Source organism: Pseudomonas sp. L5B5 (assembly GCF_020520285.1).
Classification (GTDB): domain Bacteria; phylum Pseudomonadota; class Gammaproteobacteria; order Pseudomonadales; family Pseudomonadaceae; genus Aquipseudomonas.
The window spans coordinates 789,365-810,183 of the sequence record NZ_CP084742.1 but is presented as its reverse complement, the minus strand read 5'-3'; the positions used below and the strand labels follow the sequence as shown (position 1 = coordinate 810,183).

At 63.5% G+C, this 20,819-nt stretch carries 16 protein-coding genes; 7 read left to right on the top strand and 9 right to left on the bottom strand.

Features of this window, described 5'->3' with window-relative positions; translation table 11 throughout:
* Nucleotides 1-221: 221 nt before the first annotated feature.
* The gene (locus LGQ10_RS03610) at nucleotides 222-1,937 is read left to right on the top strand and encodes a SulP family inorganic anion transporter (RefSeq protein ID WP_226524721.1); all 1,716 of its coding nucleotides are present in this window, start codon (nucleotides 222-224) and stop codon (nucleotides 1,935-1,937) included.
* A gap of 102 nt (nucleotides 1,938-2,039) precedes the next feature.
* Here LGQ10_RS03610 and LGQ10_RS03605 read toward each other — a convergent pair whose 3' ends face one another.
* Nucleotides 2,040-2,699: a hypothetical protein gene (locus LGQ10_RS03605; protein ID WP_226524720.1), complete on the bottom strand. Its 660-nt coding sequence runs from the start codon at nucleotides 2,697-2,699 to the stop codon at nucleotides 2,040-2,042.
* A gap of 292 nt (nucleotides 2,700-2,991) precedes the next feature.
* Between LGQ10_RS03605 and LGQ10_RS03600 the strand changes: the two genes are divergently transcribed.
* From LGQ10_RS03600 to LGQ10_RS03590, 3 genes are all read left to right on the top strand, one after another.
* Nucleotides 2,992-3,369, top strand: coding sequence for a c-type cytochrome (locus LGQ10_RS03600; RefSeq protein WP_058435887.1), 378 nt, complete (start codon nucleotides 2,992-2,994; stop codon nucleotides 3,367-3,369).
* Between the two features lie 371 nt (nucleotides 3,370-3,740).
* Entirely contained in the window at nucleotides 3,741-4,601 is an 861-nt protein-coding gene (locus tag LGQ10_RS03595; RefSeq protein WP_058435888.1) for an RNA ligase family protein, read from the top strand.
* A 14-nt stretch (nucleotides 4,602-4,615) separates the two neighbouring features.
* Nucleotides 4,616-5,758 carry an AAA family ATPase gene (locus tag LGQ10_RS03590; RefSeq protein ID WP_226524719.1) on the top strand — a complete coding sequence of 381 codons (1,143 nt, stop codon included), beginning with the start codon at nucleotides 4,616-4,618 and terminating at the stop codon, nucleotides 5,756-5,758.
* Nucleotides 5,759-5,854: 96 nt separating this feature from the next.
* Here LGQ10_RS03590 and LGQ10_RS03585 read toward each other — a convergent pair whose 3' ends face one another.
* Nucleotides 5,855-6,481, bottom strand: coding sequence for a LysE family translocator (locus LGQ10_RS03585; protein WP_226524718.1), 627 nt, complete (start codon nucleotides 6,479-6,481; stop codon nucleotides 5,855-5,857).
* Between the two features lie 311 nt (nucleotides 6,482-6,792).
* Here LGQ10_RS03585 and LGQ10_RS03580 point away from each other — a divergent pair, with 311 nt between their 5' ends.
* Nucleotides 6,793-7,257 carry an SDR family oxidoreductase gene (locus LGQ10_RS03580; RefSeq protein ID WP_226524717.1) on the top strand — a complete coding sequence of 155 codons (465 nt, stop codon included), beginning with the start codon at nucleotides 6,793-6,795 and terminating at the stop codon, nucleotides 7,255-7,257.
* On the opposite strand, the gene LGQ10_RS03575 is transcribed toward LGQ10_RS03580, so the two are convergent.
* The 5 genes from LGQ10_RS03575 to LGQ10_RS03555 form a co-directional block, all read right to left on the bottom strand.
* A complete protein-coding gene (locus LGQ10_RS03575; protein WP_226524716.1) occupies nucleotides 7,254-8,177 on the bottom strand; it encodes an AraC family transcriptional regulator in 924 nt (307 codons plus the stop codon). The two genes, LGQ10_RS03580 and LGQ10_RS03575, sit on opposite strands and share 4 nt — an antisense overlap.
* 179 nt (nucleotides 8,178-8,356) lie before the next feature.
* Nucleotides 8,357-9,799 (bottom strand): efflux transporter outer membrane subunit, encoded by a 1,443-nt coding sequence (locus LGQ10_RS03570; protein WP_226524715.1) that lies wholly within the window; start codon nucleotides 9,797-9,799, stop codon nucleotides 8,357-8,359.
* A gap of 10 nt (nucleotides 9,800-9,809) precedes the next feature.
* Entirely contained in the window at nucleotides 9,810-12,911 is a 3,102-nt protein-coding gene (locus LGQ10_RS03565) for an efflux RND transporter permease subunit (RefSeq protein ID WP_226524714.1), read from the bottom strand.
* 15 nt (nucleotides 12,912-12,926) lie between these two features.
* Complete coding sequence (locus tag LGQ10_RS03560; protein WP_226524713.1) at nucleotides 12,927-14,051, bottom strand: efflux RND transporter periplasmic adaptor subunit; 1,125 nt, start codon at nucleotides 14,049-14,051, stop codon at nucleotides 12,927-12,929.
* A gap of 73 nt (nucleotides 14,052-14,124) precedes the next feature.
* Nucleotides 14,125-15,342 (bottom strand): MFS transporter, encoded by a 1,218-nt coding sequence (locus LGQ10_RS03555; protein WP_226524712.1) that lies wholly within the window; start codon nucleotides 15,340-15,342, stop codon nucleotides 14,125-14,127.
* Nucleotides 15,343-15,789: 447 nt separating this feature from the next.
* On the opposite strand from LGQ10_RS03555, the gene LGQ10_RS03550 reads away from it, so the two are divergent.
* Together LGQ10_RS03550 and LGQ10_RS03545 are read left to right on the top strand one after the other, a co-directional pair.
* A complete protein-coding gene (locus LGQ10_RS03550) occupies nucleotides 15,790-16,752 on the top strand; it encodes a bifunctional GNAT family N-acetyltransferase/nucleoside diphosphate kinase regulator (RefSeq protein ID WP_226524711.1) in 963 nt (320 codons plus the stop codon).
* A gap of 412 nt (nucleotides 16,753-17,164) precedes the next feature.
* A complete protein-coding gene (locus LGQ10_RS03545; protein ID WP_226524710.1) occupies nucleotides 17,165-18,610 on the top strand; it encodes a tetratricopeptide repeat protein in 1,446 nt (481 codons plus the stop codon).
* A gap of 64 nt (nucleotides 18,611-18,674) precedes the next feature.
* Here LGQ10_RS03545 and LGQ10_RS03540 read toward each other — a convergent pair whose 3' ends face one another.
* Together LGQ10_RS03540 and LGQ10_RS03535 are read right to left on the bottom strand one after the other, a co-directional pair.
* A complete protein-coding gene (locus LGQ10_RS03540) occupies nucleotides 18,675-19,445 on the bottom strand; it encodes a hypothetical protein (RefSeq protein WP_226524709.1) in 771 nt (256 codons plus the stop codon).
* A 43-nt stretch (nucleotides 19,446-19,488) separates the two neighbouring features.
* Entirely contained in the window at nucleotides 19,489-20,808 is a 1,320-nt protein-coding gene (locus tag LGQ10_RS03535; RefSeq protein ID WP_226524708.1) for a hypothetical protein, read from the bottom strand.
* Nucleotides 20,809-20,819: the final 11 nt, after the last annotated feature.

Genomic DNA, 20,819 nt, shown 5'->3' with positions numbered 1-20,819 from the left:
CTTGCCATGCGTGGCCACGGACGCAGACCTGCATGCGACCTCGCCGTTCACCGGTCACTTCGAAAGGCGTTCATTTACTCCAATCGACGCAATAACTGCTCCAGCTCATGGCTATCCGACGCGCGATTCGCTTGAATATGGCCCCGCGTCGCCTTGTCTGCTCCATGGCTTGCAAGTGCATGGATGAATAACAAGAACGGAACACTTCGAAAGGACTCTGCATGCTGCTTTCCCGCTGGTTCTCAGGCCTGTCCAACTTGCTGCACTACCGCCGTGAATGGTTGCGCGCCGACCTGCGCGCCGGCCTGTCGGTTGCCGCGATCCAGATTCCCATTGCCATCGCCTATGCCCAGATCGTCGGCCTGCCGCCGCAGTACGGGCTCTATGCCTGTGTGCTGCCGATGATCGTCTATGCCCTGGTGGGCAGCTCGCGGCAGTTGATGGTCGGCCCCGATGCCGCCACCTGCGCGATGCTTGGCGGGGCCGTGGCGCCCCTGGCCATGGGCGACCTGCAGCGCACCGTCGAGTTGTCGATGATCGTCACCGTGCTGGTGGGCCTGATGCTGATCGCCGCCGGGATCGCCCGGGCGGGCTTCATCGCCAGCTTCTTCTCGCGGCCGATCCTCATCGGTTATCTCAACGGCATCGGCCTGAGCCTGATCGCCGGGCAAATGGGCAAGGTGGTGGGGTTCAAGATCGAAGGCGAAGGCTTCATCCTGGGATTGATGGACTTTCTCCAGCGCCTGGGCGAGATCCACTGGCTGACCCTGGCCATCGGCCTGGCCAGCCTGGGCCTGCTGATCTGGTTGCCGCGCCGCTATCCACGGCTGCCGGCGGCGCTGGTGACGGTGGCGGTGTTCACCCTGCTGGCCGGTCTGTTCGGCCTCGATCACTTCGGCGTCTCGATCCTCGGCCACGTGCCCGCCGGCATCCCTGAACTGTCCTGGCCCAGCACCACCCTGGAAGAAAGCAAGAGCCTGCTGCGCGACGCCCTGGGTATCGCCACGGTGAGTTTCTGCAGCGCCATGCTCACGGCCCGCAGCTTCGCCGCGCGCCACGGCTACGCAATCAACGCCAACCACGAATTCATCGCCCTGGGCATGAGCAACCTGGCTGCCGGCGCGTCCCAGGGCTTTGCCATCAGCGGCGCGGATTCGCGCACCGCGGTCAACGACATGGTCGGAGGCAAGAGCCAGCTGGTGGGCATCGTCGCCGCCGTGGCGATCGCCCTGATCCTGCTGTTCTTCACCGCACCCATGGCCTGGATCCCGCAGCCGGCTTTGGGCGCGGTCCTGCTGATGGCTGGCTGGGGCCTGATCGACATCAAGTCGCTGGGGCAAATCTACAAGCTCAGTCGCTTCGAGTTCTGGTTGTGCCTGCTGACCACTGTCAGTGTGCTGGGCCTGGGCGTGCTGCCGGGCATCATGTTCGCCGTGACGCTGGCCATCCTGCGCCTGCTGTACAGCATCTACCAGCCCACGGACGCGGTGCTGGGCTGGATGCCGGGTATCGAAGGCCAGGTCGATATCAGCAAGTACCCGCAGGCCCGGACCGTTCCCGGCCTGGTGGTGTATCGCTTCGACGACGCGATCCTGTTCTTCAATGCCGATTACTTCAAGATGCGCCTGCTCGAGAACATCGGGCGCGACGGCAAGCCCGAGGTGGTGCTGTTCGATGCGGAGGCGGTCACCGACATCGATGTCAGCGGCATCGCGGTGCTGCGTGAGATCCGCGACACCCTGGCCGCGCAGGGCATCCACTTCGCCATCGCGCGGGCCCGTGGCACGTTCCTGACGATGCTGGAGCGCTCGGGGATGAGCGCCGAAATGGACGAGCAACTGTTGTTCAGTTCGGTGCGTTCGGGGATCAGGAGCTACCGGGTATGGCGCAACAGCGTGCGTAAGAAGGACGCGGCGCCAGACCCGGCAGGAGAGTAGCCGGCGAGGGGCGGCCCTTGCCGGCAGGTCGATCGCGCGTTGTGGACCTGCCAGAACTTGCTCAGGGTCCACGCCGCACGCTCAGATGCGTCGGTCACCAGTTCACTGGGTGATGGTCATGCTGCTTGTGGCCTGGACCGAGCCATACCGAATGCGCGTATAGATCGGGTCGCTGTAGCTGAAGTCCATGACGGTACCCATGGAGCCAAGGTGTATGGCCTGGCAACTGAAGTTCACCGCCACTTGCCCGCCATAAGGCGTGACGCCGATGGCGACCTGGGTCGGTCCGGTCCATTCGATCTTGCAGCCGAGGGTGCTGCCCCCGGCACTGGTGTTGTAGCCACGGCAATTCAAGCTGGCATTGCCATTGCTGGTGGTGGGAAAGCCGGCCCATTTGGCGATGGCCAGGTTGGCCGAGCATGACGTGTTGACGCTGCTGGCCCCCGGGGCGAGCTTGTAGACCCCGGAAGGAGGCGAGAGGGTGGCTGTCACAGGGGTCAGCGGCAGGGCTGAAAGACTCGAGGCCGCCTGGTTTTCAACCACGGTCGTCGGCGAAGGCGGGAGCTTGCACACCACCACGGCGCCGACGTCGTCGGACTTTTTCAGCTCGCCCAGGGCGGTGATATCGGAGCCGCCCCTGGATTCACAGAACAGTTTTCTCAACTGGGCTTTTTCTTCAGCGTCGGCGGTGGACGCCGCCTGGGCCAGGGGCGCGAGTGCCAGGCCAATGACGCCTGCCATCAACAGACTGGAAACATTCATGATCGATTCCTTATCGAGGTGAGAACTTTCAGCACGATAGGATCGAGACGCCGGCTTTTTGATGACAAAAGCTCGGGTGCCCTGCCAACGCCCGGCAGGCCCCGGGGCATTGCTCGACGGATCGAAGTCGAAGACCTTGCGCAGCGAACCGCCTTCAGGTGGAATGCCGGCCAATCACGCCATGGCAGGCCCTGGAGAGCGCCCAAGCCGCTGGCTGCGGGAGCCGTGGAGCTGGCCAACCGCACGAGCATTGCACGCTGAATCCACTTATCGAGGGAAAGACAAAACAACAATGAAAATATTATTCATCGCTTCGCTAGGACTGTTTTCACTGATTCAGACACCGCTCTGCCTGGCGGACAATGCCAACGGCAAGAATCTCTATTTCCAGCGATGTGCCACCTGCCACGGAGCGGATATCAAGGGCACAGGGCCGCTGGCCAACAAGAGCAATCCACCCACGCCTGACCTCACCACGCCTGCTTTCAAGAAGCGCCTGCATGATTACCCCGGCGTTATCGTGTCATCGGTCATCCTTCGCCCCAATGGCGACTTGATTCCAAGAACCTTGCGAGAGAATGGGGTGAAGATACCGCCGCATGCGTGGAGCGTGACGGATTTTCGCGACTTGAATCAGTACATGATCGGGGTGATTTCAAAAAGCCGATGACCCGGGACGAGCGCTGGAAGTCTCAGCTATCCATTGCCCCGAACCTGGCCGCCAGGCCCCGCATTGCCGCCGGGGCATTGTCCCTTGAGCCCGCGGGCCAGGGTCGTGGCACAGGACAGGGCGCCACCCAACTATGGTTTCTGGTATCCGGGGCTTGACGAGTGTGGGGCCGTGCTGTTGAATGCGCGCCCTCAAGCCCCTGCAACCTTTCCCCCAAGTGGTGAAGCCAGTGCCCTGCCTCAGCCAACACGCCTGATACCGACGACGGTCCATCCTGCCTGATGGCTGCCCGCGCCTGCGCGCGGCGGCGCTTCATCGCTGCGCCTGACTGATCCTGTCGTCGGTTTTTCCCTATTTCCAAGGAGAAACCCATGAACATGGAATTGCGTGGCCACGCGCACGCCCTCGAACTGCTCAAGTATCCCCGCACCCCTCACCTGGAAGGCTCGCGCCTGCAGGATGGCGACACCGACGCTGGCCAGGTTCGTTATGCCTCCCTGGCCGGACAATGGCTGGTGGTGGAAGAAAAACTCGACGGTGCCAACGCCGGCATCAGCTTTACCCCAGGCGGTGAACTGCGCCTGCAGTCACGCGGCCATTACCTCACCGGGGGCGGCCGCGAGCGTCAGTTCAATCTGTTCAAGCAGTGGGCCGTGGCCCACGAACACTGGTTGCTGGAGCGCCTGGAAGACCGCTTCGTGCTCTATGGCGAGTGGTTGCACAAGAAACACTCGGTGTTCTACGACCACTTGCCGCATTACTTCTGCGAGTTCGACGTGTGGGACCGCGCCACGGGCCTGTTCCTGTCCACCGTGGCGCGTCGGCGCCTGCTCGAAGGCGGGCCGGTGCTGTCGGTGCCGGTGTTGTACGAAGGGCCGGCGCCACGCCGACATGCAGAGCTGATGGCGCTGGTCGACGATTCGCTGGCCAAGACCGCGCGCTGGCGCGAGGTGTTCGAGCAGGTGGTCAATCGCGAGGGCCTCGACCTGGCCCGAGCCTGGCGCCAGTGTGACCGCTCCAGCCGCATGGAGGGCTTGTACCTGAAGCTTGAGGACGAGCAGCAGACCCTGGGGCGGTTGAAATGGGTCCGCCAGGATTTCGTCCAGGCCATCCTCGATGCCGACCAGCACCATGCCAACCAGCCGTTCATTCCCAATCAACTGGCCGACGGTGTCGACCTCTATGCACCGCGCCTGTCCATGGACTGGCACGGTCCGCGCCACGGCTACTGAAGGAGCCTGCCGAAATGGATATTCATCAACTGCAACGACTGGTGCCCGAGCCCGGGCACGATATGGACGCCGCCGCCTGCCTGGCGGCCATCCCGGCCCTGGCCCGCCTGGCCGACACCCCCCAGGACCCGACCTACCACGCCGAGGGCGATGTATGGATTCATACCCGTCTCGTGGTCGAGGCACTGCTGGCTCAGCCAGCCTACCGACAGGCCACCACCGAGCAGCGCTTCGTGCTGTTCTTTGCCGCCTTGCTGCACGACATCGCCAAACCCGACACCACGGTGATCGACCCTGAAACCGGGCGCATCGGCCAGCCCGGCCATTCTCGCCGGGGCGCGGTGGATGCGCGGTTGCTGTTGTGGCGCGCCGGTGTGCCATTCGATCTGCGTGAACAGATCTGCCGCATCATCGCCGTGCACCAGCTACCGTTCTTTGCCCTGCAGGGTGATCGCAGTGGACGCAGCGCCGAGTTCCTGTTGCACAAGCTGTCGTGGGAGTTGCCGGTGTGGATGCTGTGTGCGGTGGCCGAAGCCGACATGCAAGGCCGTGACTACGCCGGCAAGGCCGATGTGATGACGGCCATCGAGTTGTGGCGCGAACTGGCGCACGAGGAGGGCTGCCTGCACGGGCCGCGGGCGTTTGCCGACGACTACACGCGCATTCAGTACCTGCGTGGTGCCCGGGTGCATCCCGACTATTCACTGCACCCGCCGCAAGGCTCGCAAGTGGTGATGCTCTCCGGCTTGCCGGCCAGTGGCAAGGACACCTGGACCGCAGACCACCATCCCGGGCTGCCGGTGGTGTCGTTCGACGATGCACGCCAGGCCCTTGGCCTGCGCCACGGGCAGAACGAAGGGGCGGCGGCGCACTACGCCATCGACCGGGCCAAGGTCCTGTTGCGCGAGCACCGGCCGTTCGTGTGGAACTCGACGCACCTGTCGGCGCAGATGCGCAGCCGCACCCTGGACTTGCTGTACGGTTACGGCGCAGAGGTGGAAATCGTCTACCTGGAAAGCCCCGAGCGCGAGATCATGCGGCGCAACCAGCAGCGCGACACCTCGCTGCGCAACGATGATATCCGTCGCATGCTGTTCAAATGGGAGGTACCGCTGCCGACCGAGGCGCACCGGGTGAGGTACCAGGCGGTGACGTGAGGCGGGCGCAAGTTTGCCGGGGCCACTAGAATCACCCGCCCCGTCAGCAGGTCGCAGCGGGGCAGTCAGCCGGGTTGGCGGTGAGCGCGAAGGGCTTCAGCGCTCGCTGCGTCGATACAGCGCCAGCCCTATGGCGAGTGCTGCCAGGGTCATGGCACAGCCCCTGTTGATGCATTGCATCACTTTGGCGGAAAAGCGCCGCATGGCGTGCCGGCCTCCAAGCGCATACAGGCTCATGAAGACGCAGTCGATCAAGGCGCTTATCACGGCCAGCGTCACGTACTGCTGGGCGATCGGACCTTCAGGGCTGATGAACTGCGGCAGGAAGGCTGAAAAGAACAGCAGGCCCTTGGGGTTGGACAGCCCGACCAATAGCGCCCGCATGAAGGCCGAACGCCCCCTGGTGGCGTGTTGCACGAGCGCGTCGGCCAACGGCCGAGTCGGTGCGTGCCACAGGTTCCAGGCCAAGTACAAGAGGTAGGCGGCACCTGCCCACTTGACCAGCGAGAACAACTGTTCCGAGGCTTCAAGCAGTGCACCCAGGCCACATCCGACTGCGCCGATCAGGATGATATCGGACAGTGCCGCGCCCGCCATGCCATACGACGCGACGCGCATGCCGTGGGCTGCGCCATTGTTGAGCGCCAGCAGCATCGATGGGCCAGGCGTCATCATGACCGCGCTGACAGAGACAATGAACAGGAGCAAGGTGGTGCTTTCCATCAGGTTGTGTCTCCAATGATGTTCGATTCGCAACTCGCTAAATAAACGATGCGCTCTTGATAAAATGCGTCATTTCCCCTGAGCGGATCAACAGAAAACCGTGCTGTGTTGGCGCTGGGATTTGGCAATCGGATCGCTCGCATCCCTTGAGCACGGCTGGCGTGTTCCACAGTCCCCAGGCAGCTGTCTCGTCGGGCCGGATGGCCAGCGGCGGCGGTGAAGTCCTGTACGCAAACATGCTGGACGCTGACGCATGTTTCCCGGGTTTTCAGTCATTAACACCTCAGGACCCGCGCCTTAAGCTCGTTTCAATGGTCACCGGCTCCTCCAAAGGCATTGGTGCCCAGATCGCCCGACAACTGGCTCGGGAGGGCGCCACGGTCATCGTCAACTACACGCGCAGCAAGACCGATGCCGACCAGGTCGTGACGCGGATTCTCGAGCAGGGGGGCAGTGCCTTCGCCATCCAGGCAGACGTGGCGAAGAGCCTTGAGGTCAAGACGCTTTTCAAGGCAGTCGCTCATCGTTATGGCCGCGTCGACATCCTAGTCAACAATACCGGGGTCTACTCCACTGGCGAGCTGGGCGAGGTGACCGAAGGGGTGCATGCCAGTGGTTTCTTCGAGGGTGGTTTTCGCAGCAAGATCGAATCCATCACGCCTCTGGGGCGCATCGGGCAGCCCCAGGACATCGCGCCGGCCGTGGCTTTCCTGGCCTCGGACGACGCGAGCTGGATCACCGGTGAAACGCTGATCATTGGTGGTGGTCTGCGCTAGGCGCTACATGCCTGCTGGGCACGCTGATAGTGGCGCGGCGCCTCGCTCATCACTCGCTTGAAGGCGTTGCTGAAGGCACTTTCCGATTCGTAGCCCAGTGAAAAGGCAATGCTGGAGATGCTGTCGGCAGAGTTGCGCAAGCGATCGCTGGCCAGCAGCATCCGCCAGCGGGTCAGGTACTCCATGGGCGCGACGCCGACGACATTCTTGAAGCGCTGGGCAAACGCCGAGCGCGACATGTTCGCCATCCCGGCCAGCTCCTCCACGGTCCAGCGGCGTGCCGGCTGGTCGTGGAGGGCACCGATCGCGCTGCTCAGGTAACGATCGGCCAGGCCGGCAAACCAGCCCGTGCCTTCGCCGTCGAGAGTGTCCAGGTGCACCCGCAGCACTTCGACGAGCATGATGTGCGCCAGGTGCTCGGTGACCAGCGAACGGCCCGGCTGGCGCTGCTGCAGTTCCGAGATGAAGCGCTCCAGGGCCCAGCGCAGCACCGATGCCTGGGCGGACACTCCGGTCAGGTGGACCACCGACGGCAGGGAACTAAGCAGGACCTGGGCGGGGACTGCGGTGAACTCGAAGCGACCGCCGACCAGTTGGGTGTCCTGGCCACCGTAGTCGAGGATGAGTTCGTCCTTGGCCAGGCGCTGGAAGTAGCGGTCGGAATCGATGGGAACCTGGGACATGTCGCTGTAGAGCGCGAAGCGGCGCCCCCGCGTCATCAGGTAACAGTCACCCTGCTGCAATCGCTGTGGTTGCTGCTCGCCCTCGACCACCAGCCAGCAACTGCCTTGCACCACGGTGGTGAACTTGATCCCGGCGATCTCGGGAAAATGGAACGCCCAGTCGCCCCCAAGATTCAACGCTGCGGAGTGATAGTTGCGGATCCGCAATAAAGACAGAACACCTGAGAGCGGGTCCATTGAGCAACCTTTTCAATCCTGAAATACACGTTTTTGACTGTAGCATCGGGATTATTTCATTGGATATATAAAAGACTTTTCGCGTAATACCGCCTGTTCCTTCGGGAGCAGGCGGTTTTTTTTGCCGAACGTTTGCGCTGCACGCGTGCCAGGAGCCGGACACGCGTCCAGCGCGGCGGTTAATCGCGATTGACCACGGTGACTCGAATCGGTGTCCGCCAGCCACCCCCCAGCGCCTTGTACAGCGCAACCACATTGATATAGGACGCAGTATCCGCCTGCGCCAGGGCATCTTCGGACTGCAGCCGGGTGCGCTGGGCTTGCAGCGCCAGCAAGTAAGGAGCCGCGCCCGCCTGATAGCGCACCTGCGCCAGGCTGGCGGCCCGGGCGCTGTGTCGGGCGGCTTGCAACAGGTCCCCCAGTCGCTGCTGCGATTGGCTGTAGGTGGTCAGCGCGCCTTCGGCTTCCGCCACCGCCTGCAGCACTACCTGCTCGTAATGGGCATGGGCGCCTTGCTGGCGAGCCTGGACCTGGCGTTGCCGGGCCTTGACGCTGGCCAGGTGCAGGGCAGGCCAGCTGACGCCGGGCAGCACGCTGAAGGCGCGACTGCTGCTGGAGCCCAGGTCCGAGCCTCGAATGGCCACGAACCCCAGGAAACCACCCAGGTCCAGGCGGGGATAGAGTTCGGCGGTCACCGCGCCGATATCCGCCGTGGAGGCGGCCAAGTCCCGCTCGGCGCTGGCAATGTCCGGGCGCTGGCGCAACAGGTCGGCGAGATTGCCGATCGGCAAGCGGGTGACCAGTGGCTCCAGGGCAACTGGGCGGATCAACGCCGGCAGCTCGCTGGGTTGAGCAGCCACCAGTACCGCCAGGCGGTAGCGGGCCAGTTGGACACGGGTCTCCAGGGGCGGCAAGGCGGCCTGCTGGCGGGCTTGCTCGGCTTCGGCGCTGGCCAGCTCATCGGCGGCGCCGCGCCCGACGCCGACCATGGCTGTCACCACCTGCACCATGTTCTGCTGGTTCTCCAGGGCCGCGCGGGCCACGTCCAACTGGCGCTGGGCGCCGCGCATCTCGAAGTAGTTGCGCGCCACTTCGGCCGCAACCACGATGCGCGCTTGCGCCACATCCGCCTCGGCCGCCTCGCCACGGGCGGCGGCGGCTTCGGACAGGCGCTGCAAGCGGCCGAACAGATCGATCTCCCATTGAGCGTCCAGCCCGGCCCGGTAGCTCTTGGCCAGATTGCGTTCCCCGGCAGGGCCGGGGTTGTCCTGGGCCTTGCTGCGTGAATATCCGCCCTCGGCGGTGACGGTCGGCAGACGGTCGAGCTGGCGCTCATCGAGCTCGGCCCGGGCTTCCAGCAGCCTGGCCTGGGCCTGGTGGATGTCGCGGTTGCGGCTCAGTGCCTGGTCCATCAACTGGTCCAGTTGCGGATCCTGGAACTGGCGCCACCAGTCCCGTTGCAGCTGTTCACTGGAGTACAGCGCCGTATCCAGGCGCTGGGGCAACGGCCGCGCAGTGTCGGTGCGGGGCTGGTAGTCGGGCCCCACCGCGCAACCGGCCAAACCGAGCGAGAGCAGCACCGCGCACAGCGGGCGCCGCGCAAAGAGTCCTGTGTTTGACATGATGTGTTCCTTACCCCCTGGGGGTCATTGCGGCGTCCGCGTCGTCGACGGATGCCAGTTCACGGTTACGCGGATGGTCGGCTGCAGCGCGATGGTCGACAGCGATGAGCGAATACATGGTGGGCAGTACCAGCAGGGTGAATACCGTGCCGACCAGCATGCCGACCACGATGACCAGGCCCAGGTCGTAACGGCTGTGGGCACCGGCCCCCGAGGCGAACAGTAGCGGGATCAGGCCGGTGACCATGGCCGCGGTGGTCATCAGGATCGGTCGCAGGCGCAGCCTGGCCGAGTGCAGGATGGCCGCACGCCGATCAAGGCCTACCTTGACCTGTACCTCATTGGCGAACTCGACCATCAGGATCCCGTGCTTGCTGATCAGGCCGATCAGCGTCACCAGTCCGATCTGCGTGTAGATGTTGATGGTCGCCATGCCCAGTGCCAGGGGAATCAAGGCACCGCATATCGACATCGGGACACTGATCAGGATGATCAGCGGGTCACGCAGGCTTTCGTACTGGGCCGCCAGGACCAGGTAGATCACGATGATGGCGAAGACGAAGGCCATGATCAGTGCCGCGCCTTCCTGCTGATACTGGCGCGAATCCGATAGCCAGTCGTAGCTGAACCCGGGCGGCAGATTGCCGGCCTGCGCCTCGAGGAACTGTACGGCCTCGCCCATGCTCACGCCGGGGTTGGGAATGGCCTGCAGGATCGCCGAGTTGAGCTGGTTGAACTGGGTCAGCTGGTTCGGTTCCACACCGGTCGAGACCGTGACCAGGTTGGACAGCGGCACCTGCGCACCCGAGGCACTGCTCACATAGAACCGCGCCAGGGCTTCGGGCGACAGCCGCTCGTTGCGCAGGCTCTGCGGAATGACGTCATAGGAGCGTCCGTCCATGGCAAAGCGGTTGACGTAGTTTTCACCGACCAGCACCGCCAGGGTGTCGCCGATGGCTTTCATGGTTACGCCCAGGCTGTTGGCCTTGGCGCGATCGACCTGGATGCGGATCACCGAGTTGTTGTAGTCCAGGTCGCTGTCCACCACCATGAACAGGCCACTGTGGCGCGCCGCGCTTTTCAGGATCTCCATGGCCTCGTAGACGACCTTGTAGTCGCCGGCGCTCTTGATCACCATCTGCACGGGCAGGCCGCCGGTGGAGCCGGGCAGCGATGGCAACTGGAAGGCGAACACGTTGTTGCCCTCGATGAGGTTGGCGCGGTTCTGCATGTCGACCTGGATCTGGTCGGCGTTACGCTGGCGTTTCTCCCATTCGACGAAGTTCACCCCGCCGATACTGTTGGACACTCCATTGATGCCGTTGATCAGCCACAGGTTGCTCTGCTCGGGCAGTTCGCCCATGACCGTGTTCCACTGTTCGGCGAACTTCTCGACGTAGGCGATATTGGCATTCTGCGGCGACTTGATCGCGGTCAGCACCGTCGCCTGGTCTTCCACCGGCGCCAGTTCGTTCTGGGCACGGCTGTACAGCAGCGGCACACTGAGCAGGACCAAGGCTGCGACAGCGCAGGTGACCCAGCGATGATGCAGGGACAGGTCCAGCACCCGGCCATAGGCCTCGCCCAGGTGATGGAAGAACCGCTCCGCCCGGCGCGCCATCCAGCCTTCGCTCATCGCGCTGTTGAGCAGGAACGAACTCATCACCGGCGACAGGGTCAGGGCGATGAGCCCCGAGACCATGACCGACCCGGCCAGGGTGAAGGCGAACTCCTTGAACAGCGAACCGGTCAGGCCACCCATCAGGCCGATCGGCGCATACACCGCGGCCAGGGTCAGGGTCATCGCGATCACCGGCGCGGCCACTTCGCGGGCGCCGATCAGCGCAGCGCGGGCCGGCGAATGACCCTCTTCGATATGCCGGTGGACGTTTTCCACCACAATGATGGCGTCATCCACCACCAGGCCGATGGCCAGCACCATGGCCAGCAGGGTCAGCAAGTTGATGCTGAAGCCGAACATCGCCATGAAGGCCGCGGCTCCGAGCATCGACAGGGGGATGGTGATCACCGGGATGATCACCGCGCGAGCCGAGCCCAGGCTGAGGAAAATCACCAGCACCACGATCACGATCGCCTCGCCCAGGGTGCCCAGCACTTCGTCGATCGACGCGCTGATGAACCGCGCCAGTTCGAAAGGTACGGCCACCTTGACGTCCGGTGGCAGGTTCTGACGGATGCCCGGCAGCAGCTCGTTGAGCTTCTTGACGATCACCAGCGGGTTGGCATTGGGGGCGGCGTTGAGCCCGAAGAACACCGCGTTGACCCCATCCATGGTGGCGCTGGTGTCGCTGGATGCCGCGCCAAGCTCGACGGTGGCAATGTCATTCAGGCGCACGATGCCGACCGGGGTCGACTTGACCACCAGGTCGCGGAATTCGGCCACGTCGACCAGGTCGGTATTGACCTGGATGTCGGAGACCACATACAGGCCCTTGGCTTGGCCGGGTGCAGCCTGCACGTTGTTGTCGCGCAGCGCTTGCGCCACGTCGCCGCCGGAAATGCCGTGTGCCGCCATGCGGTTGGCGTCTAGCCAGATGCGCATGGCCATTTTCTGCCCACCGTTGAGGTCGATGCTGCCGACTCCTTCGATGGACGACAGTTGCGGTTGCACCACGCGGGTCACGTAGTCCGACAGCGCGGCGGTGGACAGGCTAGGGCTGGAGAAACCGACGTAGGCGACCGCCGTGGCATCGCCGGAAGACTTGACGATCACCGGGTCATAGGCTTCGGCGGGCAACCGGTACTTGACCTCGTTGACCTTGGCCATGACCTGGGTCATGGCCTTGTTCGAGTCGGCGTTGAGCTTCATGCGCACGGCAATCATGCTGCGGCCCTGGGTCGAGGTCGACGTCATGTAGTCGACGTCCTCGACCGTTGCCACCGATTGCGCGATCGCCTGGGTCACGAAACCCTGCATCAACTGCGGCGAAGCCCCCGGGTACTGGGTGGTGATGGTCAGGGTGGAGCTTTCCGTGAGCGGGTACTGTCGCACCGGCAGTTGGTTGACCGCCAGCAGGCCCAGCAACAGCACCAGGGTACTGACCACCAGCGCCAGTACGGGGCGGCGGACAAACAGATCAGTGAACTTCATGGCAATTTTCGCCTGTTATGGGTTCGAGGCAGGATCACGCGGCGCCTTGAGCGCGACGTTGTCCCACGGAATGATTTCGATGTGCGCGCCATTGCTCAGGCGCAACTGGCCGGAAGTGACGACCCGGTCCTGGGCCTTGACCCCATCGAGCAGCACGACCCGGCCGGCGATGCGCGCCCCGGTCTTCACTTGCGCCAGGCGCACGCTCAGGGTGCGCGGGTCATCGCCTTGCACGGTGTACACGTAGTCGCCGTAGCTGTTGTAGCTGACCGCAGTTTCCGGAACGCTCAGGACCTGCTCCGAAGTCGGCAGGCTGACCTGGGCATTCACATACATGCCCGGGGCGAGCAGGTTGTCCGGGTTGGGCAGGGTGGCCTGGACCAGCAGCGTGCGTGTGCCCGGGTCGATGCGCGGCTCCAGCGTGCTGACCTTGCCGGTGAACTGGCGACCGGGGTAGGCATCCACCGACAGTTGCATGGCTTGCCCGGGCTTGAGCACCGACAGGGTGCGCTCCGGCAGGTTGACGTTGGCAAACAGCGTTTGCGCATCGGTCAGCGAGACCATCGGGTCGCCGGCCTGGACGAACTGGCCCAGGTTGACCTTGCGCACTCCCAGCACCCCGGAAAACGGTGCCTTGATGCGTTTCTGCTCGATCAGCGCCTGGACGCGGGCGATATCGCCCTGGACCTGCCGGAAGTCGGCTTGGGCCTCATCCAGCTGTTCCTGGGTAGCTGCTTGCTGGGGCAGCAACAGGCGAGTGCGTTGCAGCCGCGAGCGCGCATTGCTGGCCTGGGCCTGCAGGCGTGCCAGCTCGCCGCGCTCGGGAGCGTCGTTGAGTTGCACCAGGGTTTGCCCGGCACGCACGGCTTCTCCGGCGCGCAAGGCAATGACCGTGACCAGGCCGCCGGTTTCGGCGGTCACCATCACTTGGCGGGTGGCTTCCAACTCGCCGATACCGGTCAGCAGGTTTGGCAACGGGCCCTGGGCAACCTGGGCCACGGCCACCTTGATGGCCGGCAGGGAGGGCTCGGTATCACCGGCAGCGGTGGACGAGGTCACGCCCAGCAGGGCAATGGCGAGGGTACTGCCGGCCACCAGCAAGGCGGTGCCGCCGACCCATCGTTTGAGTGTCGTGTTCATATCTTCACTTACTGTGTGGAGTGTCTGGAGTGCCGTGCGCGGAGGCGCCATGGCACAAGGAAGGAGGAGGGCATCAGCGGGTAAAACGGCTGTGATGGGCGAAGGCGGACAACACCAGGCCAATGATCAGGAACACCGCCAGCGCGAGGGTGCTGGCGCTGGCGATGCCGTAGGCATCCACCAGTAACCCCATGGGCACCGGGGTTGCATTGAAGAGGTAGACGGTGGCGTAGAAATAGGAAATCAACTTGCCATGGCTGTGGCGCGGTGCCAGCTGGTTGACCAGGCGGGCGTTGCCGACGAACAGCGCGCCATAGGCATAACCACCGATGGCCAGCCCCAGCAGTGCGAGCCACAGCGCATGGGTGTAGCAGGCCAGGAGCAGGACAACGAAGGTCAGGCACTGGCACAGCCAGCCGCCGAGCAGTGCCTGGCGCGCCTCGAGCCGCTGGCAATACAGCTGGCTGATACCGGCGATCAGCAGGTACGCCGCAATCACATAACCGAAGAGCCCCGGCGCCGTCAGGCCGAAGATCTGCCGCGCCACGTGCGGGCCCAGTACGAACACGCAGGTGGCGAACGACCAGCTGAAAAACACGCTCCAGGCACAAAGGTGGAAGGGCAGGCCGATGCCCTGCAAGGCTTGCTTGAGGCTGGCCGGCCGATCCGCCTGGGCATGGTTGGTGCCGGCATGGACAGCGCCCCGGCCCGGCCACAGGATCAGGCTGGCAACGGCGGCGGCCAGGCCCAGCAGCGCGATCAGCCAGAAGGGTGAGGCCATGGGTTTTATATCCAGTTGCAGTGCTGCGCCGCTGAGCAGCGGTCCCAGGGCCAGGCCCGACACCATGGCCAGTGTGGCGACCAGGGCTGGGCGCTGGTCGTTGTGCCCGGGGTTGAAACGCACCAGGGCGATGTTCACCACGGCGGTCATCACCCCCGAGCCCAGGCCGCCCAGCAGGCGGGCGAAACACAGCGTGCCCAGGGACGTGCCATGGGCAAAGGCGCCAGCGCCGATGAACACCAGCACGCTGGCGGGCACGAACAGCCAGCGTAATTCGGCGACAGTCCCGGCCAGCCCAGCCATGGCTGCCAGGGCCGTCAGCACACCGATGCCATAGGCACCAAAGATCAAGGTCAGGTCCAGCGAGCTCAGGCCGAAGTGCTCTTTGTAAAGCGGGTAAAGCGGCGTCGGGGTGCTGCTGTTCATCAATGACACCATCAGGGACAGTGCCAGCAGGAACACAAAGATGCTCGAACGCCGTTCACCGGCAACAGGCGTGGATGTGGACATGGATTTCGGGTCCGCAGGAGGAACAGGAAGGCGCCGGTTCAAGGCAGGCAGGCTGTGGAAAGCCGGCCAGCAAATGATATCGAGCGACCTGAGCCACCCCCATGCGCGAAACACCGGACTTCATTGGCCAGCGTCCAGGCAGCCTGTGATGTTGGGCTGCGGGTATGCCGGGGAGGCGTTCCTAGACACGCCGGCAATCAGGCATGCGGGTCTTCAGAGCACTGGTTGTGTGGGGTGGATTGGAAATTCATGGCGGTGGCAAGGTGGGGCAGGGAGGGGATTGTTATCTTTGCGGCCGAACTTTGACCGATCAGTCCACATGCCGTTGGCGAGGATTATCTGGATTTCCGTTGCAGCGCTTCGAACCGCTTCTCAAGGAAAGGTGCACAGGCAATTCGGCATTGCTCACGGGATGCCTTAAGATAGCCGGTTGCCGAAAGAACCGTCATGGCCGTCGCCATGAAGGGCTTTCATCCTTTACAAATAAGTGTGGTGAAGATGAACAAGCCTTTCATTTCGCTGTGCCCTGAAATTACTCGGGCACATGCGCTGACGTTGAAAGATTGGTTGGAAGATGAGCGCGTCACCTGTTACCTGAGCGATTCACGTGATGTTTCCCGCACCATCGAGCACGTCATCGATCGAACTCAATTACCAATCCTGACCCATCTGTTCAACCGGGGTGGCCGATTCTTCATGGCCTATGACCGGCATGACGCGCCAGTGGGTTTTGTCCGTCTCGTCAAGACCGATTCCAATTGCGAGATCGTCCTGGTCATCGGGGACAGCGACAAATGGGGCCGAAACCTTGGCGCCCGCACCATCCGCGAGGGCATGAAGCTGGCCTTTCTCGATATGCGGGCCGAGAAGCTCATCGCCAAGATCCACCCGGACAACGCGCGCTCACTGAAGGCCTTTGTGCGCAGCGGCTTTGTGCTTGAGAGCGAAACGCCGACCTTGAAGTCATTCTCCATGACCGGGGGGCGCTACCTTGAGCTCTTGCGCGAAGGTGCCGTTGGCGACTCCACGGGGATCTACATCACTGAAGTCGACAAGGCCAGGCTCGAGAGCCTGATCGTCTTCGAGCAAGGCCCGGCCGTTGTAGAACTCGAACATGAGCTTGAGCGCGCCATTGTCGTCAAGCCGCAGCAGGTGGCGCGCAATGTGGTCACGATGAATTCCAGGGCCTTGCTGCACCTGGACGACGAAGAGATCGAAGTGGCCCTGGTCTACCCGGAAGACGCGGACAGCAGCGCCGGGAAGCACTCGGTGTGTTCCGACATCGGCGCCGCCATCCTGGGCTATCAGGAGGGAGACGCCATCGACTGGCGCATTTCTGATCGGACCCGCCGGATCGAGATCAGGAAGGTGCTTTACCAGCCAGAGGCCGCGGGGGATTTCCACCTGTAATTGCGCCTTTGGCTCAGTGTTCGGTCATCAGGCGCGAAGCCTTTCCAAAGGACGGGGTCGCGCTTTGCGCGCCTGAGGCGGAGCGTGCGCCACCGGTCATGCCGTTGAGCCGCTGCGCGTGCGCAGCAGCTCTGGCCGCTACTTTTGCTGCGGTCCCCTTGCAGGATTGCGCTCCCTGTCTATCGTTCACGCACTGCACTTGGCCCAACACACCAAGATTATCTAGAAACGACCCAAGGCGGTTTCTGCATACAACCCAAGGCCAGGAGCCTGGCTGGTCTGCGCTTGACGACACTCACCAGGCCGGGCAGCAGATCGATCCTGGGAATCCTGCGGTGGAAACAACCGTCAATCAGGCCATTATCGATGCCATGCAACTGAGCCAGAGACTGAAAAAATCCCGGGGGTTCGTTTGACGGCACCCGCATCGAGCCCGCGCTACGGAACGGCACAAGCCCCCTCGGGCTTGTGGGCCGCAAAACGCTTTTCGGAGCAGGTGCTGGCGCAGAACGACGAAGGTCATCGATTGTGCCTGCAAGGCTGTTTCGAGGCGGCCGAAGCCTGCTTTCGATACGCAGTGGAACACCAGCCGGACTGGTCCATTGCGCACAACAACCTGGGTTGGGTATCGCAAGCCCGTGGCCACAACGAAGACGCCATCAGCAGTTACAAGTCCGCCCTGCGCCTGGAACCCGGTTATGTGCTGGCCCGGGCCAATCTGGCCTATCTACTTGCCCACCTGTATGCGCATCTGGGGCAGTACGACGCCGCGCAGGGTATGTGGCAGGTGCTGGTCGAGCTGTATCCGCAGGATCCTGAAGTGCTGGACAACCTCACGAGCACGGCGCTGCGGGCCAATGACCTTGCCGCCGCGGGACATTGGGCCTTGCGTCATGCCGCGGTCACTCGCGGCAGTACCTGGCACTCGCTGCCAGGCGATATACCCGAAGTTCCCATGCCTGCGCCGAAGCTCAGCCGGGGCAAACTGGGCCATGACCTCGAACAGATGCGCTACCTGCGTGATCGGCAGTTGATAGGTCCGCAACTCGATGCCGTCATCGACGGCTATGAAACCGCGTTGCAGCGTTTCAACGAGAGCGACAGTCTCTTGCAACAGCAGTTGCTCGCGTCATGGCCACTGTCCTCCACCTACGGTCGAGTCATTCATCATCTGCCGGCCGCGCATCTGGACGAAGGTGCGTTGAACGATAGCGCGGCGCTGCGTGGAGCGGAGCGGGATTACCAGCAGAGCCCGCTGGGCATCGTGGTGATCGATGACTTCCTTACACCGCAAGCATTGCTGCAGTTGCAAGAGTTCTGCCTGCAATCCACGGTCTGGCATACCAACCGTTACGCCCATGGCCGCCTGGGGGCGTTCTTCAGGGAAGGTTTCAACTGTCCGTTGCTGCTGCAAGTTGCTGAGCAGATCCGCCAGTACTTTCCCGAGGAGATCGGTACGCGGCATCCGCTGTTGCAACTGTGGGGATTCAAATATGGACACGACCAGCCGGCGACCTATCCACATGCCGACTTCGCTGCGGTGAACGTGAATTTCTGGATCACCCCCGACGAAGCGAACCTGGACAAAAACTCGGGTGGGTTGGTGATCTACGACGTCGAGGCACCACTGGACTGGGACTTCGAAACGTACAACCGTCAGGGTGATCGGATCGACGCTTTCCTGCGGGCCTCGGACGCACAGCCGCTGGTGATTCCCTATCGCTGCAATCGTGCGGTCATCTTCAATTCGGACCTGTTTCATGCCACTGCGCCGCTGGCGTTCCGTCCTGGCTACGCCAGCGCGCGCATCAACATCACGCTGCTTTACGGTGAACGCGAGCGTGCAGGGCAGGGGTAGTACAGAGGGAGTACAGAGGGAGTGCAGGCATGCCCGGCATCTTGCGATACCGGGCTGGCGGGGCTTAGCTCCCCTTCGTTTGCAGGCTTACTTGCAGGGTGCCGATGTTGTCGCGCAAACCAGCGCCGTAGACCCCATCCAGGTCATCGTTGATACACAACTGCAGCGGCCCCGACTGACCCGCTGGCGCTTGCACGTAGGTTCCTATGAGAAATGGCGCATTGCTGCCGATCTTGCCGATCAGTGCGGCTTCCGGCGCACCCGGCAAGGTGTAGCGTGTGGGTGCTTTGAAGCGAGAGTCACCGGCGGGGCCAACCATGCCATTGGCGGGGTTGGCGGTCCACGACCCTTGGGCGCTGATCAGAGTGACTTGGCGGCCGGTCACGTTCAGCCCGCTGGCCTGCCAGGCCTGGTTGGCCTGTACGGTCAGGGTGATCGGGTACAGCACATTGACGGCATCGTTGGTGCTGTTGGCATCGAACCCCGCGCCAGCCAGGGCGCTGGCCATTTCGGGCGCTGGCGTGCCGGGCAAGACGTTGGGCGCGAGGATGATTCCACCTATCTCAAGGGCAGTCAGGTTCGGATAGGTCTCACGCAGGATGATCGCCAGTGTTGCTGCAGTGATGGGCGAGAATACGTTGTGTACCGCTTCGGCCACCACGGCGCCGTTGTGAACGAATTCCTGCTGCGGTAGCGCGAACGCCCTGGCGCCGATGCCGGTTGTAGCCGATGTCGTAGTCGATGCCAGCGCCACGCGTACGGCCTCACCGGGCCCCATGCCCTGCTCCTTGAGGGGTTGCAAAAGTTTGCTCAAGGTTGGTACGTCGATAGTCATGCGGGTATTCCTCTTGAGGGTTTGGGAGGGACAGGCAGACCGATCAGCCCCGCGGTGGTGGGCTGGTGCGCGTCCAGCCGGCCCAGTCACCACCCGGTGAGCCTTGGGCGATCTGCCACAGCTGATTATCGTTGTCGACAGCCCAGAGTAGTACGCAGCCATTGTTCTGCAAGGCTGTCGCCACTTTCTTCATGGGCGCTGGTTGGTGCTTGAAGCCGGGGCCTTCCCAATGGCTCCAGGGGCCGCCGGCAGTGGTCTGGTACAACGTCCACAGCTGGCCGCTGGCACCAATGCCCCATAGTTCCACTCCCCGGTTGCCGAGCTGTTCCGAGGCAGCGATAGCGGTGAAGGGTTCGGGCTGGCCGACAAAGCCTGGGCCTTGCCAAGCGCCCCAGTCGCCACCAGGCGATTGCTGGCTGATGCCCCACAACCGACCCTCGAGGTCCAGCCCCCAGAACATCACGTTGCCATTGTTCTGCTGCGCGGCTGCGAGCTCGAACAGGGGAGTGGGCTGGCCCTTGAAACCGGGGCCCTCCCAATGGCTCCATGCGCCGCCTGCGGTGAGTTGGTACAAGGTCCAGACTTGCCCGTCAGCACCGGCTGCCCAGAGCTCGACGCCCCTGTGGCCGCCCTGTTGCGAGGCCGCCAGTTGCTCGAAGGCACAAGGCTGGGCACCTACGTTGGGACCACTCCAGGCGTTCCAGTCGCCGCCGGGACTGCCCTGGCCACAGGTCCAGACGCTGCCTGCGCCGTCCAGCCCGGCAAACAGTACGTTTCCATTGTTCTGTAGCGCAGCTGCCAGCTGCACCAATGGTTTGGGCTGGTTCTTGAAGCCCGGACCTTCCCAGGCGCTCCAGTTTGCGCCTGGGGTTCGTTGGTACAGGGTCCATACCTGCCCGGGCGTGCCGGCTACCCACAACTCGATGCCTCGGTTGCCGCCTTGCATCGAGGTGGCGATCGTCGCGAAGGGCTCCTGAACGGGCGGAGCGGGGTAGAGCTCCTTGATGGCTTCAGCCACTGCGGCCGGTGAAAAGCCTGCCGAAACCAGTGCACTCTGCATTTGCACGGCGGTGGCCTGGGGGAACACACCCGGCGTCAGCAGGATCTTGCCGACCGCTACCGGCCCAAGGTCCGGATAGAGTTGGTGCAGGATGCTGGCCATCTGGCGGAGCGTGACAGGCGCATAGACCTGAACCAGCGCCAGGACCAGGGATGCGTGTTGTTCGAATGCATCGGCTAGGCGTGTGCCAGCGGTGCCGGTGTTGAGCTGTGCCAGCACGGTGTTCGCGGCTTGCACGGCAGTCATGCCTTGCTGGCGCAAGGGCTGCAGGAGCCGGATCAGGCTCGGGGCATCGGTTGTCATACAGGGCTCCT